The sequence below is a fragment of the Streptomyces sp. NPDC006711 genome (assembly GCF_042869775.1).
In the GTDB taxonomy this organism is placed as follows: domain Bacteria; phylum Actinomycetota; class Actinomycetes; order Streptomycetales; family Streptomycetaceae; genus Streptomyces.
The window spans coordinates 37,769-54,606 of the sequence record NZ_JBIAGO010000028.1 but is presented as its reverse complement, the minus strand read 5'-3'; the positions used below and the strand labels follow the sequence as shown (position 1 = coordinate 54,606).

The 16,838-nt window shown below is 73.6% G+C and carries 9 protein-coding genes and 1 tRNA gene; 7 read left to right on the top strand and 3 right to left on the bottom strand.

Going from position 1 to position 16,838, the window contains the following annotated elements:
- The first annotated feature begins 46 nt into the window (after positions 1 to 46).
- On the top strand, positions 47 to 2,236 hold the full coding sequence (locus tag ACFYM2_RS32965; RefSeq protein WP_388841297.1) for a WD40/YVTN/BNR-like repeat-containing protein: 2,190 nt from the start codon (positions 47 to 49) through the stop codon (positions 2,234 to 2,236).
- A 201-nt stretch (positions 2,237 to 2,437) separates the two neighbouring features.
- Positions 2,438 to 2,511, top strand: a tRNA-Met gene (locus ACFYM2_RS32960).
- Here the strand turns inward: ACFYM2_RS32960 and ACFYM2_RS32955 are convergent.
- On the bottom strand, positions 2,493 to 3,524 hold the full coding sequence (locus tag ACFYM2_RS32955; RefSeq protein ID WP_388841294.1) for a helix-turn-helix domain-containing protein: 1,032 nt from the start codon (positions 3,522 to 3,524) through the stop codon (positions 2,493 to 2,495). The two genes, ACFYM2_RS32960 and ACFYM2_RS32955, sit on opposite strands and share 19 nt — an antisense overlap.
- A 151-nt stretch (positions 3,525 to 3,675) precedes the next feature.
- Here ACFYM2_RS32955 and ACFYM2_RS32950 point away from each other — a divergent pair, with 151 nt between their 5' ends.
- The 5 genes from ACFYM2_RS32950 to ACFYM2_RS32930 all read left to right on the top strand — a co-directional run bounded on the left by ACFYM2_RS32950 (position 3,676) and on the right by ACFYM2_RS32930 (position 15,038).
- Positions 3,676 to 4,509 (top strand): alpha/beta fold hydrolase, encoded by an 834-nt coding sequence (locus ACFYM2_RS32950; protein ID WP_388841309.1) that lies wholly within the window; start codon positions 3,676 to 3,678, stop codon positions 4,507 to 4,509.
- Positions 4,510 to 4,665: 156 nt separating this feature from the next.
- Positions 4,666 to 5,199 (top strand): hypothetical protein, encoded by a 534-nt coding sequence (locus ACFYM2_RS32945; protein WP_388841291.1) that lies wholly within the window; start codon positions 4,666 to 4,668, stop codon positions 5,197 to 5,199.
- Between the two features lie 202 nt (positions 5,200 to 5,401).
- Entirely contained in the window at positions 5,402 to 7,765 is a 2,364-nt protein-coding gene (locus ACFYM2_RS32940; protein WP_388841288.1) for a hypothetical protein, read from the top strand.
- Positions 7,766 to 7,851: 86 nt separating this feature from the next.
- Positions 7,852 to 14,037 carry a hypothetical protein gene (locus ACFYM2_RS32935; RefSeq protein ID WP_388841285.1) on the top strand — a complete coding sequence of 2,062 codons (6,186 nt, stop codon included), beginning with the start codon at positions 7,852 to 7,854 and terminating at the stop codon, positions 14,035 to 14,037.
- Positions 14,038 to 14,189: 152 nt separating this feature from the next.
- The gene (locus tag ACFYM2_RS32930) at positions 14,190 to 15,038 is read left to right on the top strand and encodes an SDR family NAD(P)-dependent oxidoreductase (protein ID WP_388841283.1); all 849 of its coding nucleotides are present in this window, start codon (positions 14,190 to 14,192) and stop codon (positions 15,036 to 15,038) included.
- Between the two features lie 55 nt (positions 15,039 to 15,093).
- On the opposite strand, the gene ACFYM2_RS32925 is transcribed toward ACFYM2_RS32930, so the two are convergent.
- The gene (locus ACFYM2_RS32925; RefSeq protein ID WP_388841280.1) at positions 15,094 to 16,251 is read right to left on the bottom strand and encodes an MAB_1171c family putative transporter; all 1,158 of its coding nucleotides are present in this window, start codon (positions 16,249 to 16,251) and stop codon (positions 15,094 to 15,096) included.
- Positions 16,241 to 16,762: a regulator component gene (locus ACFYM2_RS32920; RefSeq protein ID WP_359002882.1), complete on the bottom strand. Its 522-nt coding sequence runs from the start codon at positions 16,760 to 16,762 to the stop codon at positions 16,241 to 16,243. Before ACFYM2_RS32920 ends, ACFYM2_RS32925 begins: the two co-directional genes overlap by 11 nt.
- Positions 16,763 to 16,838: the final 76 nt, after the last annotated feature.

The following is a 16,838-nucleotide window of genomic DNA, read 5'->3' as shown; positions in this document are numbered from 1 at the left end:
TCTCCGCCGCTTGTCCGCCAGCCATCCGCAAGGAGCACACCCCCTTATGAACACCTCTTCCTTCACCCGCACGGGCTCCCGGCGGCGCGGCCTGCACCGTCGCCGCCGGGGCGCCCTCGCCCTGCTGCTCGCGGTGCCCGCCGCAGCCGTGCCGTACCTGCTCCTCATGCAGGACGACTCCCAGGCCGCGAAGGCCACCCCGTCCGCGGCGGCACCGTACACGTGGAAGAACGCGCGGACCGTCGGCGGCGGTTACGTCCCGGGCCTCGTCTTCAACCAGCGTGAGAAGGGCCTGCTGTACGCCCGCACCGACATGGGCGGCGCGTACCGCTGGGACGCCCGCGCCGAGAAGTGGATCCCGCTCACCGACTGGCTCGGCGAGAAGGACTGGAACCTGCTCGGTATCGACTCCCTCGCCACCGACCCCGTCGACCCCGACCGCCTCTACCTCGGCGCGGGCACGTACACCAACGACTGGGCGGGCAACGGCGCGATCCTCCGCTCCACCGACCGCGGCCGCACCTTCCAGCGCACCGAACTGCCCTTCAAAATAGGCGGCAACGAGGACGGCCGAGGCGCCGGTGAACGCCTCGTCGTCGACCCGTCGAACAACGCGAACCTGCTTCTCGGCTCCCGCAAGAACGGGCTGTGGCGGTCCACCGACCACGGTGCGAGCTGGCGTCAGGTCGAGTCCTTCCCGGTCAAGGACGGGGCGAGCAGCGGTGCCGGCATCTCGTTCGTGACGTACGGGCCGAAGGGCAGCGGCGCCGTGTACGTCGGTGTCGCCGACAAGTCCACGTCCCTCTACCGGTCGGCCGACGGCGGCGCCACCTGGCAGGCGGTCACCGGGCAGCCGACCGGCCGGCTGCCGCAGCACGGTGTCGTCACGGGCGACGGCACGCTGTATCTGACGTACACCGACAACCTCGGGCCCAACGGCGTCACCGGCGGCTCGGTGTGGAAGTACGCGCCGAACGGCGGGAGTTGGAAGGACGTGTCGCCCTCGCACGGCTCGTACGGCTTCTCGGGGCTCGCCGTCGACCCGCGCAAGCCGTCCACGGTGATGGTCACGACGCTGGACCGCTGGTACCCCGGGGACGAGATCTACCGCACCACGGACGGCGGTTCGACCTGGAAGGCCCTCGCCGGCAGTTCCGTGCGGGACGCCTCCGGCGCGCCGTACGTCGGCACCGGCACCGGGCACTGGATGACGGCCCTCGCGATCGACCCGTTCGACTCCGGGCACGTGCTGTACGGCACCGGCAACGGCATCTGGCGGAGCAAGGACGCCGACGCCCCGACGAGCCACTGGACCGTGGGGGCCCAGGGACTCGAGGAGACGGCGATCCTCGACGCCATCGCTCCGCCCGGCGGCGCGACCGTCCTGACCGCCATGGGTGACCAGGGCGGATTTCGCCACACCGACCTGACGCGGGTGCCGCCCGGGCGGATGAAGAACCCGCTGATGAGCAACAGCACCGACATCGACTACGCCGAGCAGAAGCCGTCGGTGATGGCGCGGGTCGGTACGGGCGGCCAGCAGGACGGCGCCTACTCCACCGACGGCGGCGTCACCTGGCACGGCTTCGCCGCCGAACCGGTGGCCGGCGCCCACAGCGGCCGCATCGCCCTCGCGGCGGACGGCGCCACGCTGGTGTGGACCCAGGCCGGGCAGTCCCCGTACCGCTCGACGGACAACGGGGCGACCTGGACGAAGGTGCGAGGGCTCGGCACGGGGGCGGAGGTCGTCGCCGACCGCTCCTCGGCCCGCACCTTCTACTCGCTGACCGGCGGCACTCTCTACGCCGGCACCGACGGCGGGGCGACCTTCACCGCCCGCTCGACCGGCCTGCCCGCCGACGGCCGCCTCAAGGCCGTGCCGGGCCGGGCCGGCGACCTGTGGATCGCGGGCGGCGGCAAGGGCCTGTTCCACTCCACGGACGGCGGTGGCACGTTCACCCGGCTCACCTCGGTGACGTCCGCCTCGGCGATCGGTTTCGGCAAGGCGGCGCCGGGCGCCTCGTACCAGACGCTGTACCTGATCGGCACGGTCAAGGGCGTCACCGGCGTCTTCCGCTCCACCGACGAGGGCGCCACCTGGACCCGCGTCAACGACCAGGCCCACCAGTGGGGCGCCATCGGCAGCCAGGGCGTCATCACCGGCGACCCCGACACCTACGGGCGTGTCTACATCGGCACCAACGGCCGCGGCCTCCAGTACGGCGACCCGTCCTGATCCCCGCGCGTCACCCGTGACAGCGGGCCGCCCTCCTGGCCGGGGCGACAACAGGGCCAGGAGGGCGGCCGGCGGCCTGACGGGTTCGCCGTGTTGCGAGGGTGGGCGGGGGAGCGACTTGTGGGTTTGCCTGTGTGTCCTGTGCGTGGTGCGGGCGAGGTCTTCGAGGGTGCCGAGATGGCGTAGGGTTGGGTTCACCGACGCGGGGTGGAGCAGCTCGGTAGCTCGCTGGGCTCATAACCCAGAGGTCGCAGGTTCAAATCCTGTCCCCGCTACTGTTGAACAGGCCCCGATTCCATCCGGATCGGGGCCTGTTCGTCTGCGTCGAGGTCCCCGTGCGGTCCGCCCTCGATGAGTCGCTGCTCCCGGCCGACGTCGTGACACCCCGCGCGTCGTACGCGGCGCGCCACTCGGCCGGCGGTGTGGCGGCCTGGCGGCGGAAGAAGGTGGTGAAGTTCGCGGCGTCGCGGAATCCGAGGCGCCGGGCGCAGCCGGTGACCGGCAGATCGGTGTGGGCGAGCAGCCTTTTGGCTTCCAGCAGGACGCGCTGGTCGAGGAAGGCCTTGGCGCCCGTGCCGGTGGCCGCGCGGGTCGCCCGAGTGAGGGTGCGCACGTCGTAGCCGAGCGCCCGGGCGTAGTCGGCCACCTGATGCCACTCGCCGAAGTGGGCCTCCACTGCGGCCCGGTAGGCGCGGAACACGGCGATGGACCCGCTCGCGGCCCCTCCCGCGCCCCCACTTCCGGACCCGTCGTCCGCCGCCGTCTCGCGGTTCCGGTCGGGCGGCCCCGCCAGCACGCGCAGGACCAGCGCGGCCAGCAGGTGGGCCGGCAGCGCGGGGGACGCCAGGAGCGGGGTGGCTGTGGCCGCCTCGTACTCGCGGCGCAGATGGTCGGCCGCGAGCAGGGCCAGGCTCAGCCCCTGTGGGTCAAGGTGGCGGCACGCCGGGGCGCCGGCCTCCTCGGCGGTGAGGCCGGGCAGGAAACCCGGCCGGAACAGGATGAGCGGGCCCTCGCACGCGTCGATGTCGCTCCAGCGGTGCACCATGCCGGGCCGGATCCATACGGCGCTGCCCGGCCTCAGCCGGTAGGCGCGGAAGTCCGCTTCGTGGGCGCCGGTGCCGGAGGCGATCAGGGCCAGGACGTGGAAGTCGGGGTGTTGGGGCAGCACGCGCCGGCGCCGGGTGTCCATGGAGCGCAGCGCCGCGAAGTCCATGACCTCCACGCCGTGGGGCGAACCGACGGCGGGCGAGTAGCGCAGCTGACGCACCGCTTTCTGTCCGCTTTCCACAACTTCCCCGCTTCTTTCCACCAGCCGCCCAATAGGCCCTGTCCTACCGTCAGTTGTGTGCCTGGCGGCAGGTCAGAGTATCCGTTCGTGGCTGCGACCGCAGACGTCGACCGTCTCACGCAGCCGGAAGGAAGGCGCGACGATGAAGGAAATGACAAGGCGGGTCACGGTGCCCGGCGGCGCTCTGGAGGTACGGCTCAAGGGCGGTACCGGCCCTGCGCTCGTATGCGTCCACTATTGGGGCGGCTCCGCCGGCACATGGAGCGAGGTGATCGGTCACCTTCCGCCAGAGCAGGCCACGGTCCGCTTCGACCAGCGCGGCTGGGGCACCGCGCGCGCCCTGCCGGGGCCCTACCACCTCGACCGGCTCGCCGACGACCTCGCGCGGGTGGTGGAGGAGTGCGTACCGGGTCCGTACGTTCTCGTCGGCCACTCGATGGGTGGCAAGGTGGCCCAACTCCTCGCTGCGCGGCGTCCGTTGGGTCTCGCTGGCCTGTTTCTGCTCGCGCCCGCGCCGCCCGAGCCCCCGGCCGCCGTGACCGAGGAGTACCGGCGCGATCTGTCCCACGCCTACGACTCGCCCGAAGCCGCGCGGCACGCCCTGAACAACGTCCTGACCACCACGCCCCTGCCCGGGGCGATGCTGGCCGCCGCCGAACGCGACAGCCTCGCCGCAGGGCCCGAGGCCCGACAGGAGTGGCCGCTGCGCGGGATGGCGCGCGACATCTCCCGCGCCGTGCGTGACATCACCGTCCCGGTGGCCGTTCTGGCCGGTGAGAGGGACGTGGTCGAGCCATCACGCGTCCTGCGCGCGTGCCTCCTGCCGCACATCCCGCACGCGACCCTGCTCACCGTCCCCGGCGCCGGTCACCTCCTGCCTCTGGAGGCGCCGCGAGCCGTCGCGGTGGCGCTGGCGGACTTCGTCGAGCAGCTTCACGGGCGGGACGCGGGGCTCGGGAGGGGGTGGGTCACGCTCCCGTCGTAGGGGTTGATCCCCCGCCGAGCCGATCGGATCCTCCTGGAGGCGGAGGGCGGGCCGCCCGCGCGGGGGAGAGGTCGCGGACGTGCGGACGACGCCACCGCGTGCCGGGCGGTGACACCGTGGAGAGGTCGATCCGCGCCGCATGCCCGGGAGTTCATGATGTCGCGTCACTTCGCCCCGCCCGCGCGGGACGCCCGGATCGCCGCACCCCGATGGGCGGTGTGGGCGGCCCGGGCGACCGTGCTGTGCACCGTGCCCTCGTGTGTGTGGCGCCTGTCCCTCGGGTTCGGCGTGGACGTCGGGTTCACCGGACGGCTCGGGTCGCTCTACCGGGGGACCCCGATCATGGTCTACGTGCTGATCCTGTCGGTGCTCTCGCAGGCGGCCGCCTGCCTCACGCTCGGTCTTGTGCGGCCCTGGGGCGAGCAAGTGCCGCGCTGGGTACCGTGGTTGGGGGGCCGCCGCATCCCGCCGCCGGCGGTGATCGTACCCGCCGCGCTGGGCGCCGTCGCGGCGGCGGCCCTGTGCGCGGCGGTCACGCTGGTGCCCGGCGGCCCGCTGGCCAACCCCGACTTCCCGCAGGGAACAGCGGGCCTGATCATGGACGTCTGCTACGCCCCCATGCTGGCCTGGGGCCCGTTGGTCGCCGTCCTCACCATCGCCTACGCCCGGCGCCGGCGGCCGGTGAGCTGACGGGCGCCTGAACGTCCGCGCGAAGGCCACCGAGGGGCACGGCTCGAAGCGGTGCCGCGGCGCCCGCGAGGCGTCGGATCCCGGGCCCGCGCCGCCCGTCCGCGCAAAGTGCCGAAAGTGCCACAGGAACCCCGCTCGCGGGCATAGTCTGCGGGAATTACCGCAGGCGGGCCGGGGTGAGGCGTGGTGCGGCGGAGGTGTCATGGGCGGGGACCCGCAGAGGTCGACAACGGTTGACGAGCGCGTACGGGACGAGCGCGTACAGAACGAGCGCGCACGGGACGAGCGTGCACGGGACGAGCGCTTACAGGACGAGACGGCGGTGCCGGATCCCTACGGGGAACGGGCCCTGCTGACCCCGGCCATGACCGGGGGCCACGACGCCGTGCCCGGGCCGGACCGGGACCGGCTGCGGCGCTACCTGGAGGCGGTCGTCGCGGCCAGGACCGCGCCCGTGCACACCACCGTCGCCTTCAACGCCGTGTACTTCGGGTACGACCTCAGCGGCGATGGATACGGCGCGAGCCCGCTGCGCCCCGAGGACTTCCCCGTCATTGTCTTCGGCGAGCGAGCGCCCGTCCTCCCGGTCGGCGCGATGGTGTGCGTCGCCACCGGATCCGACCCGCTGTACGCCGAGATCGTCCACCGCGAGGGCGCTCACCCGCAGGCGGGTGCCCTCGGTGACACGCCGGCCTGGGTGTCGGGGGCGCCCGCGGGAGCGGTGGGCCCGGGCAGACCGGGGGAGGAGGCCGAGCCCCGGCGGCGCGAGCTCCTTGTCCCCGATCTCCACGCCTTCGGGCCGGCGCTGAGCCTGACCCCGGCGCAGCTCCACCGCCTGCGCTCGCGCCGGCGCTGGATCAATGAGGACGGGCACGTCGTCGTCGACGTCTGCTACCCCTCCCCGGCGGCGGCCCGGCGCGACGACCTGTCGGCCTACGCGCACCATCTTTTGACCACCGCGCGGGAACAACTGCTCAGCCCCTACGTTCCGGTGTCCCTCGCCGCGCTGGTGGCGAGCCGGCGCGAGGACGACCTGCGCGCGGGACTGCTGGGGATCCTGGACACGGTGCGCGGCGTCCTCAACTCCAGCGCCGAGTTACGGACTTGGGGACACTACGCCATGGACCGGGCCTCACTCGCCGCCTGCTGGCGGGACACCGGACCGCTCGGCGGCGACGACCTCAGGTCGCTGGCGGCGGCGGTGGAGAACGCGGCGACCCCGGGCAGGCGGCGCTACGGCCTCACCGCGCCGGTCACCGTGTACACGGCGGTCGGCCCCCGGCTCCGCGCGTTCCCCGGGGCGAAGGACCTGCTCACGGGAGTGGGCTACGCCGCCGCCGTGTGCCGGGCGAACGTGGCGCTGGCCGACGTCGTCCAGGGCGACAGCGACCAAGGCCTGTTCGCCGGCGGCTCCCGGGTCACGCTCGACGACGCCTTCGAGGGCGGAGGCGTATGGCGCTCCCACCACCCCGGCGACGCGGATCCGCCGGGCGACCCCCTGACCCCGGCCGGACGCGGCTGGGCGTCCACGCTGCCCGCGCCGCCCAGGAGCGCGCCGGACATGGAGCTCGACCCCGTCGACCTGCCCCTGGCCGACGGCGCCCTGCTCGGCGCCGGTGAGCTCCTGCGCCACGACGCGTACGGAACCGTCTGGCGCACCCCGCTGCGCCTGGCCGACCTCATCGGCGGCCGGCTCCCCCTGCACCCGTACGTCGTCGAGGACCTGCGCCGCTCCCACGGTGCGCGCCCAGCGGTGCGCCTCGAACTCACCCACGCGGGCGAGGAGTTGGAGGACGCGGAAGCCACGCAGGACGTCGTCGCCGGCCTCGGCGAGGAGGAGGGGCGGCTGACCGGCGTCGTGTGGCCCCCCGCCTTCTTCCCCGGCCTGGTGCTTGAGCTGCGCCACATCCGGGGCAGCGCCGTGATCCACCTCGCCACGACGCGGCTCCCGGAACGGGTGCGGGCCGGCGACCGCGAGAGCGGACACTGTTACGACCCTCGCGTTCTGACCCGGGAGGACGCGCCCGGCAGCGACCGCCGAGGGGACAGCGCGGCCGGGCTCGGGCCCCGGGAGCTGGTGATGCGCACGGTGCGCAGGTGCGGGCTTCTGACCCCGGACGGCCATGCCCTGATGGACCGGTCGGTGCTGCCGAGCGCCGCGTACGGGCGTCCACCGGCTCCAGCGCAGGCCGAGGCGCTGGCTGCCGCCTGCGCGGAACTGCTCGCCGAACGCGTCCTCGAACCGGCCACCGGCAGCAGGGACGCCTGGGGGCAGCCGCACTTCCCGGCGCGCGACCGGCAGCCCGTCATCCCCCTGATCGCCTACGTGCCGGTCCCACGCCGGGTGATACGGCCCTGGGGCGGCACGGACCCCGACCCGGACGGCGCGGCCCTCCTCGCGCTTCAGGTCGTCTCCGGCCACCTGCGCCGCCTGCGGCCCGGATGCGCGCCGAGCGAAGGCCAGCGCGCGGCCTTCCGGGAGCACTGCCGGGCGCTCGGCAAGGCGGACGGCTGGGAACTGCCCCGGGGCTACACCTTCGTCACCGAGCACACGCGCGGCCGCTGACCGCGCGCCGGGCTCCCGCTCCCTCCTCACATGCCCTACGAGCATCTTGGCCGGCAGAACCCACCAAAGAAACGGAGTACGTGTACATGCCCGACCGCTATCACGTCGTGACGGGGCCGCCGTTGTCCCCTTCGCAGTCCTCACCCGGGGAACTGGAGGAGCTGACGGATCTGGCCGCCGCCCTCAACGCCCTCACGTCCCCGGCCTCCTCCCTGGACGACCTGACCGTGGACATGGTGGAGCTCGCCTTCAACTCCCTGGCGCCCAGGGACCGCCAGCGGCTGCTGGGCCACCTGGGGATCCGGATGGCGGCCCCGCGCCGGGCCGGCGCGGCCCTGTGCCAGGACGTGCTGGCACGGATGCGGCGCGACGTCCGCCAGCACGCCTGTGGCAGCGGGGTCAGGGGCCTCACGCAGACCGTGATCGACCAGGTCGCCGCCTACGCCGTCACGCCGGACGGCGCGCCCCCTGCCGACCCGGTGTCGCGGTGGGGCGCGACGCTGGTCAGGGCCGCGGTGCTCGCGTGGTGCGACGCCTCCGTCGCGCACGCGGGCATCCTGGCCTGGGCGGCCGAACAGGACTGGTTCATCGCGACGGCCGACGAGGACGAGAAGGCGCGGCTCGCGGCGGTCGGCGACGCGGCACGGGCGGTCGTCGCGGCGCACCCGGGCTTCGTACCCGGGGCGCGGCAGGAGCGGGAGTCCGCGCCCATCGCGGTCCCGGGCGAGGCGACCGGCGCGCGGGCCGACGACGAGGGCCGGAGCGGTCGGCCGGGCCCGGCCCCCACGGCAAAGGAGCCGGAGGAGGCCTGCCGGGAGCTCGGGTCGGCCCTCACCCGCGCTCGCGGCGCGGCGCGGAACGTGACGGAGGCGGTCGCGGACGGATGCCCGCCCAACGCGGGGGACGTGGCCGTGCTGGCCTCTCTGGGCGCCGCGTTCGACAGCGCGGACGCGACGCTGCGCGCGGCCGGGATCGAAAGCGTGCCGCGCCGCCTCGACGACATGACGCGCGCCGCCGCCGCGCACCGGGCGGCGTACGAACACGACCTCAGGACGCGGGAGCCGCTGCGCGAACTGCTCGGTGTCACCGCCTGCCGTCCGGAGGGCCCCGCCGCCCCCGTCGCGGCGGCCGTTCGGGACGCGGCCCGCCGGCTGCTCGACCTGCCGGTGTGGGAACAGGCCCAGCGCGACGAGTGCGCCGCGCTCACCGCGCTGGCCCAGCTCATCCGGCTCGGCCGGCAACCGGACGCGGCGGTGGAGATCCTGGCCCTTCAGGCCCAGATCGTGCGGGGGATGCCCACGTGGGCCACGGCGGTGGTGATGGCCCCCGAACTGACCCTGGCGCAGGACCCGCCCGGACCGGCCACCGCGCCACAGGCCCCCGCACCGCCTTCCGCGCGGCCGGCGGACGCCGCACACGAGCCGGCGCGGGACGAGAAGTCGCGTGCCGCTGAGCCCGACCGCCTGACGGAGACTGCGGACCAGGTGTCCGTTCCCGCGGCCGAGCGCGAAGAACCGGCGCAGGCGGCGGCGACCAATCAACTCCCGGCGAGTGAGCCGGAGTTGGCGGACCAGGTGGAGCCGGAGCTCGTCCCGGCCGCCATGGCCGCCATCCTCGCGACCTCTCCCGACACGGCCCCCACCGTGAACGGACAGGCACCCCTCAGCGCCCCGGGCGGCCCCGCCGATCCCCCTGACGCCCCTGCCCCCACCCTCGACGGCTCCGCCCCCGGCGCCCCCGAGCCCGCCGTCGCACCGCGTGACCAGGGCAGCCAGCGCGACCGGGGCGACCGGCGCGCGTCCGCTCCCGGTGACCTTGCCGCGACCCCCGCGAGTGATGACGCTGTGACCGAGGTCGAGCGGGTCCTCGCGCGGCTCGTCGTCGAGCGGCGCTTCGGGCTCGCCCACCACCTGGCGCGGGCCGCCACCCACCCCGAGCCGCAGGTGGCGGCGCTCCGCCTGGCCGGCGCCGCGGCGCTGCTCACCTCCGGCGACAGCCAGGGCGCGCGGCTGACCACGAGCGTGCTGCAACAGTACGGCGGGCAGGCCGGCCGCGACGCCGAGGCCAGCGAACTCCTTTTGCTCCCCGCCCTGTTGCGTACCGCGCTGATCACCGGGGACCATCTGGCGGGTGCCCAGCTCAAGGCGCTGATGCCCCGGTTGCCCGAGCGGCTTGCCGAGGCCGCGACCGCCGTCGCCGACCGCGCGCTCAGCGGGGTGCTCATGATCGCCTCCCCGCTGGTCGTCATCGCCGACGTCTCCGAGACCGAGGCCAGGCTGCGCGAACTGGGGGAGCAGAGCAGCGCGTTGCTCGTGCCGCCGAGGCTCCGCTTCGCCCGTGCGACGGAGATCGCCAAGCGGTGGCTCGCCCCCGAGGGGGGCATGCTGGGCTCGCTCCTGACGACGGTGGTCCGCGACCGGCGCGACGCGGTGCCGGGGGTCGCCGAGCAGGTCGAACGCCTCTCGAAGCTGGCCGAGATCAACAACGAGATCGACCGCATGGACCGCAAGTACCGCTCCAGCGGCAAGCCTTTGCAGGGCGCCGGACGCCACGACCTGGTGCACCTGGTGGAGCGGGCCGTCGGTCTGGCCAAGGAGTGGTGCCTCGCGGTCGAGGGGATCCGCCGGGGCGACCGCGTGGACGGCAACCGGGCGATCAAGGAGATCTCCTCCCTGCGCCGCTCGCTCCTGGACGGCGAGGAGGCGCTGCTCGCCGAGCTCGAACTGCTCGCACGGCGCTCGGGCGCGCTCGCCGCGGCGACCGCCTGGGCGGCCCGCGACTCGATGAAGGAGCTGTTCGCCCTGTTGTCCGGCGCCGGTGCGCCCCCGCGCTCCGGCGGCTCACTCGCCCCCGAGACGGTGCTCGACGCGGAGCTTTTGAAGGTCTGTGACACCACCGCCGAGCAGCCCGGCCTCGACCTGCTCCTCACCGCCGTCGACCGCACCTGGCAGGACGCCCTCGACGAGCGGTTGTCCCGCGACGCGTTCACCGCGGCCCGTACGATCGCCGAACTGGCCGACCGCGGGCTGCTGCCCGGCGCGCCCGGCGGTGAGTTCACGGCGCCCGACCTCGCCGTGATCGACGAGCGGGAGGCCGCCCGCCGCGCCGGACTGCGCGGCCGGCACGACGAACTCGTCGCCGAGCTGCACCGCGCGCAGGCCGACGGCGCCGTCACCGACGACCAGGACCTGCGCCTCCAGGAACTGCTCGCCGACGCGCGTGACCGGCTCGACGGCAGCGCCACGCGCGATCTGCGGAAGGTGCGCCGCGCCCTGGACACCGTACGCGGTGACCTGCCCGAGTTCCGCAGGCAGGCGGCCGACCGCATCCGGGCGCGGCTCGACGCCCTCGACCTCACCGAGGACGGGCGCGCCCAGGTCCTGCGCCACTTGGACACCGGAGGCCTGGCCACCGCCGCCGACCTCGTCTACTTCCTGGAGATCGGCGAACCCGTACCGGAGATCGAGGGCAGTGAGCCCCATCTGACGGAGTTCTTCCCCGCGGTGTCCGCGGGCCTGCCCCGGGGCATCGACCGCGCCCTCGTGGACCTGGTGCGCTCGGGCGCCAAGCATCCGACGCTCCCCGTCCTCGACTACGGCGCCCTGTCCACCGACGAGGCCGCTCTGGCGGCCGATGCCCTCGACGGCTGGCGCGAGCTCGGCGCGACCGAACCCAAGGACCGTCTGGAGGTCTCGGGGCGACGCCAGCTGCCGCCGCTGCTCAAGCTCCTCGGCTACGACGCCAAGAGCGCGCGGCCGCTCGACGAGCGCTCGCCCAATCTGCGCCGGCGCGAGTACCGCTTCTTCGAGGCGACCGAGGTGGAGATCAACGGCCGGGCGAAGGCGCCCGCGTTCGGGTCACAGATCCGCGAACAGGGCGGCACCTTGCGGGTGTTGATGGTGTGGGGGCGCCCGCCGGCCAAGGTCGTCATGAGTCTCGCGGAGCGTGACACCAGCGGCGCGGCCCTCCTCGTCGCGTACTTCGGCACGCTGAGCCCCGAGGCGCGCGTGGAACTGGCCGTCGCCTCCGACCGGTTGCAGCCCCTGCTCGTCGTGGACGACGCCGCCCTGGCCTACCTCGCGGCCCAGGGCAACCGCCAGGTGAGCACCGCCACGCAGACCCTGCTGCCGTTCTCCGGTGTCAACCCGTACATCAGGGAGAAGCGCGGCCGGATCGGCGGCGAGATGTTCTACGGCCGTGACGCCGAACGCAAGTCCATCATCGACCCGCGCGGCACCCAGGTCATCTACGGCGGCCGGGGTCTTGGCAAGTCGGCCCTGCTCGCGGACGCGGGGGACAAGTTCGAGGAACAGCGCCCCGGCTACCACCAGGCGGTGTACGTGAACCTCGACCAGGAGAACATCGGCAAGGGCAGCTCGCTCGGCCCCGAAGCGCTCTGGAGCGTGCTCGACCGCAAGCTGACCGAGGCGGGCGTGCTGAGCCCGGCGCCCGGCCGCAGGTCCGCCAAGGACGTCGCCGACATGTCCGAGCGCGTGCGCGCGGGCATCCGGGCCTGGACCGACGCGGATTCGCGCCGCCGGCTGCTGATCCTGCTCGACGAGTGCGACCAGTTCTTCGAGGCGGACGCGCCCCGGTTCAACCAGACGAAGAAGCTCAAAGGTCTGGGGGACGACACCAAGGACCGGGCCAAGGTCGTCTTCGCCGGGCTGCACTCGGTGCAGCGCTTCGCCAAGCTCGCCAGCAACGGGCCGTTCGGCCATCTCGCGCAGACCCCGAAGGTGATCGGTCCGCTGGCCCCCCAGTTCGCCGCCGAGCTCCTGGTCGAGCCGATGCGCGCGCTCGGCTTCGAGTTCCAGGACATGGACCTGGTCAACCGGGTGCTCGGCTACTGCTCCTACCAGCCCTTCCTGCTCCAGATGTTCGGCCACCGGCTGGTGGAGCTGATGCACCGCAAGCGGGCACGGCGCGGCGCCGAAGGGCCGCCGTACCCGGTGGAGCTCGCCGACATCGAGGTCGTGGAGTCGGACGCCGGCCTGCGCGACAGCATCTCGGCGGCGTTCAAGGACACCCTCAGCCTCGACCACCGCTATGACGTGATCGCCAACGTGCTGGCCTACCACGCCCGCCACCGGGGTCTGGAAGTGCGGCTCAGCGACATCGAACTGCGCGAGGAGTGCGAGACGTACTGGCGCAAGGGGTTCGAACAGCTCGACACCGAGGGCTTTCGCGCCTACCTCTCCGAGATGGTCGGCCTCGGCGTCCTCGCGCCCAACCACGACGGCCTCGGCTGGCATCTGCGCGGTCCCAACGCCCTGCGCATGATCGGCACGTCGAACGAGGTGGAGGCCCGCCTGCTGAGGGCAGAGGAGGAGTGCGAGCTCCAGGAGAGCATCGTGCAGGAAGGCCGCCCCGAGCTGTCCGACGGCCGCCCCGCGCCGCTCACCAACACCCAGCTGGACGACCTCCTGGGCCGGCGCTCCAACCAGACCAGGGTCGTTCTCGGCAGCCCCGCCACCGGCGTGGGGGACGTCGCCCACACCCTGCGGACGCTGACCGCGGGCATCGCCGGCTGGACGCTGCCCCCGGTCGGCAAGCCGAGCGCCTACAAGCAGGAGCTCACCGGCGGACGGCCCCGGGAACGTCGCGTCGTCATCAGCGACTTCGTCAACTACCGGGATCCGGTGCGTCCCGAGACCTGCCGTGAGGCCGTCGACCTCGCCCAGACGCTGCTGCCCCTGACGCCGGGGGTGGCCCGGGCGGTGGTCCTGGTCACCGACACCACGCAACTGTCCCTGTGGCGGCCCCTGTTGACGGGTGACGAGGCCACGTCGGCCGTCCCGGTGGTACTGCGCCGCCACGACCGGCGCAGCCTGCGTGGATGGGCGCAGCGCGTCGACATGTTCCAGCGCGAGGACCGGCTCGACCGGCTGCGTGAGCTGTCGGGAGGCTGGCCGTGCCTGGTCGCCGAGGCCCACCGGTCGCACCGTGAACTGGGCGACCCCGACGAGGCGTTGCGCCGTCTGGCCGGCCTGCGCTCCGACCGGGCGCGCGCCCACGCCTTCGCCACGGACACGGGCCTGTACGCGGACCCGTCCCTCGCCAGCGGATACCGGGCGCTGGTGAAGGAGTACGAGGACGGATGGTTCGACTGGGAGAGCGGGATGACCGCGGTGGCGGTCGGGGGCGAGGTCGACGAGGAGGAGGCGCGGTGGATCGTGACCTGCCTGGACGCCCTCCAGGTCTTCGACCACGAAGGCGCCCAGCTGCGCCTCGAACCGCTGCTGCGCGCGTGCGTGGCGCTGCACGGCTGAGGGATACGGTGCGGATCGGCCGACCGAAGGCAACCGGCCCGGGAACGGGCCGGAACGAGCCACCCTGACTCAAGATCAACTACCGCTCGCGCCGCGCGATCTACGATGCGGACGGATGCGCCGTACGTACTCGAACAGAAGGCAGGACCGCGTTGAACGACAGGACCGCGAACGACAAGCGAGTAGTCATCGTGACCGGTGCGGGCTCCGGCATCGGGGAGGCGACCGCCCGCCTTCTCCGTGAGGGCGGGCACCCCGTGATCGCCGCCGGACGCCGCGACGAACCGCTGCGGCGCCTCGGAAGCGAGACCGGCGCCCTGGCGCACCCCTGCGACGTGGGCACGCCCGAGGCCGCCGAGGGCCTGGTGCGCGCCGCCCTCGACGCCCATGGGCGCATCGACGGCATCGTGCTCAACGCGGGCATCGGACGCGGCGGTACGGTCGGCGACCTGTCGATGGCGGACTGGGACGAGGTCATGCGGACCAACGTCACCGGCCCCCTGCTTCTGCTCCGCGCCGCGCTGCCGCACCTGCTGGAGTCCCGGGGCGCCGTGGTCTCCGTCGCGTCGGTCTCCGCGCTGCTCAACGGGCGTGGCAACGTGCCGTACGCCGTCTCCAAGTCCGCCCTGCTGCAACTGGCCCGTTCCGTCGCCGTCGACTACGGGCGCCAGGGGGTGCGCTCCAACATCGTGTGTCCCAGCTGGGTACGGAGCGAGATGGCCGACCGGCGCATGACGCGTTTCGCCCAGGAAGCGGGCCTGACGGGCGAGGGCGAGGACGGCGGCAGGGAGGCGGCCTACGCGCAGGCGACCAGTCTGCTGCCCCTGGGCCGGCCGGCCGACCCGAGGGAGGTCGCCGAGACGATCACCTGGCTGCTCTCGCCGGCGTCCTCCTTCGTGAACGGCGCGGTGCTCACCGTCGACGGCGGCGCCACCGCGCTGGACCCCGGCACCTTCGCGTTCGACTTCCAGATCACGCCCCGCGACGCGGCGGGACTCTGACCCCGGCCCGTGCGCCCGCCCAACTGGCCACGCTCCATGGGCCGTTGGGCCACGATCAGTGCCGCGCCGCCTCGACGCGGTCCGCAGAGCCGTGGGCGGACCGGGACACCGAGGGCCACAGCCGCGCGATCGCGAGCAACGTCACCGTGCTGCCGCGGTCCATGCCCGGCAGCGGGCACGGCGCGGACGGCTGCGCGCCGTCGAGCTTGGCCCGCCGCGCCTGGTCGAGGGCCCCGGCGAGCGCGGCCGCCGCGAGCCGGTCCTCGCGCGTCCCGGCGCGGCGGGCCCGGCACAGCGCCTGCTCATAGGCGTCGGGCCGGACGTACTGCTGGAGTTCCAGCATCGCGTCGTACGTCTCGATGGTCTGGCGGTGGGCCTGGAGCGCCAGGGGAGAGCGCGGCCACAGCACATCCTGGATCCGGCGGCGCTGCGGCTCGGTCAGCGTCACCTGGGGCACCGCGACGACCAGATCGCGCCACAGTGGCCACAGCCGCCATGTCGTGCGCAGCGACGACACCCAGCGCGCGAGCCCGCTCGCGGTCGGCACGAGCAGCGAGGCCGCGCGGAAGAGACCGTGGACGCTGATGACCAGGGACAGATAGGGGAGCGTACCGGGGGTGTGGAAGCACAGATTGAAGAGGTAGCCGCACCAGAACACGATGGCCAGGACGCTGCCGGCCGCGAAGAGCCGCAGCGACCACACGAGATCGCGGTCGTCCGCGCGCCGGCTGTAGTCCCAGCAGACGACGACGGCGACGGCGTCACCGAGCAGATGGGCCGCGACGAGAATCAGCCAGTACAGGGTCGAGGGGTCGGCGGGCCCCTGGAGGTCCATCTGCGAGCCCGACTGGTCGATGCCGAAACGGTCGAGCACGAGCAGCGAGCCCATCGCCGCCGCGAGCCCGACGATCACGGTGCCCCGCAGCCGCCGCGAGCGCGTGGTGTCGACGACGAAGAGCAGGACCAGGCCGGCGCTCAGCACGCCCAGCACATTGCGGGTCAGCGACACCGGATGGGCGCCGGCCCCGGCGGACATGAGCCACTGGTCGACCCTGGGCTGGAACAGCGTGATGGCGGTGGTCGCGGCGAAGACGGTGAGCCAGAGCCCGCGCTGGGCCGGGCGGCGCAGCGCGGGCGCCGCCCGCCAGATCAGGGCGGCCCACAGCACGAAGACCGAGCACAGGCCGACGGCCTCCTCCAGCTCATTCAGCACCGTCGACCGCCAGCCCGAGGAAAGCGCCGAGCCGGCCCATGGGCCCTGCCAGACGGCTGGGTTTGCCGGCGCTCTGGATCAGGCTGGCGATCATCTCCGCCTCCTGTTCCTCCTGGGTGCTGTAACTGCTCCGGGCCATGAGGCGTCTGACGAGCTGTGGCTGAAGATCGCCGGTCCCCGGGCCTGCCAGGTCACCGGCCTGGGCGGCCACGTCCCTGCGGTGATCGCACAGTACGTGGCCGATCTCGTGCAGGATGATGTGCTCCCGGTGCAGGGGCGCGGTCCTGGCCTCGTAGAAGATGTAATCGGCCGCGTCCGTGCCCAGCCAGAGCCCGCAGACCCCGCTCAGCGCGGCCTCCTCGGGCAGTTCCCTCAGCACCAGGGGTCGGCCCCTGAGTTCTTCCACCCGGGCGCGGACGGCGTCGAAGGGGAGGGACCGCTCCACGCCGAGATCACGCAGGATCGCGATGCACCTGCGTTGCAGCTCCTCGTATGCGCCGGTTGTCCGCACTTCTCCTCCGCCACCTTCCACGATCGCCGGGGACAGCACGCTGGAAGGGCGCTCTCCTCCTGCACAAACCAGTCAC

Excerpts from the sequence above, each read along its gene's own strand:
- ACFYM2_RS32965 (WP_388841297.1), top strand. The coding sequence starts at position 47 with ATGAACACCTCTTCCTTCACCCGCACGGGCTCCCGGCGGCGCGGCCTG.
- ACFYM2_RS32945 (WP_388841291.1), top strand. The coding sequence starts at position 4,666 with ATGTCGCGTCACTTCGCCCCGCCCGCGCGGGACGCCCGGATCGCCGCA.
- ACFYM2_RS32935 (WP_388841285.1), top strand. The coding sequence starts at position 7,852 with ATGCCCGACCGCTATCACGTCGTGACGGGGCCGCCGTTGTCCCCTTCG.
- ACFYM2_RS32940 (WP_388841288.1), top strand. The coding sequence starts at position 5,402 with ATGGGCGGGGACCCGCAGAGGTCGACAACGGTTGACGAGCGCGTACGG.
- ACFYM2_RS32950 (WP_388841309.1), top strand. The coding sequence starts at position 3,676 with ATGACAAGGCGGGTCACGGTGCCCGGCGGCGCTCTGGAGGTACGGCTC.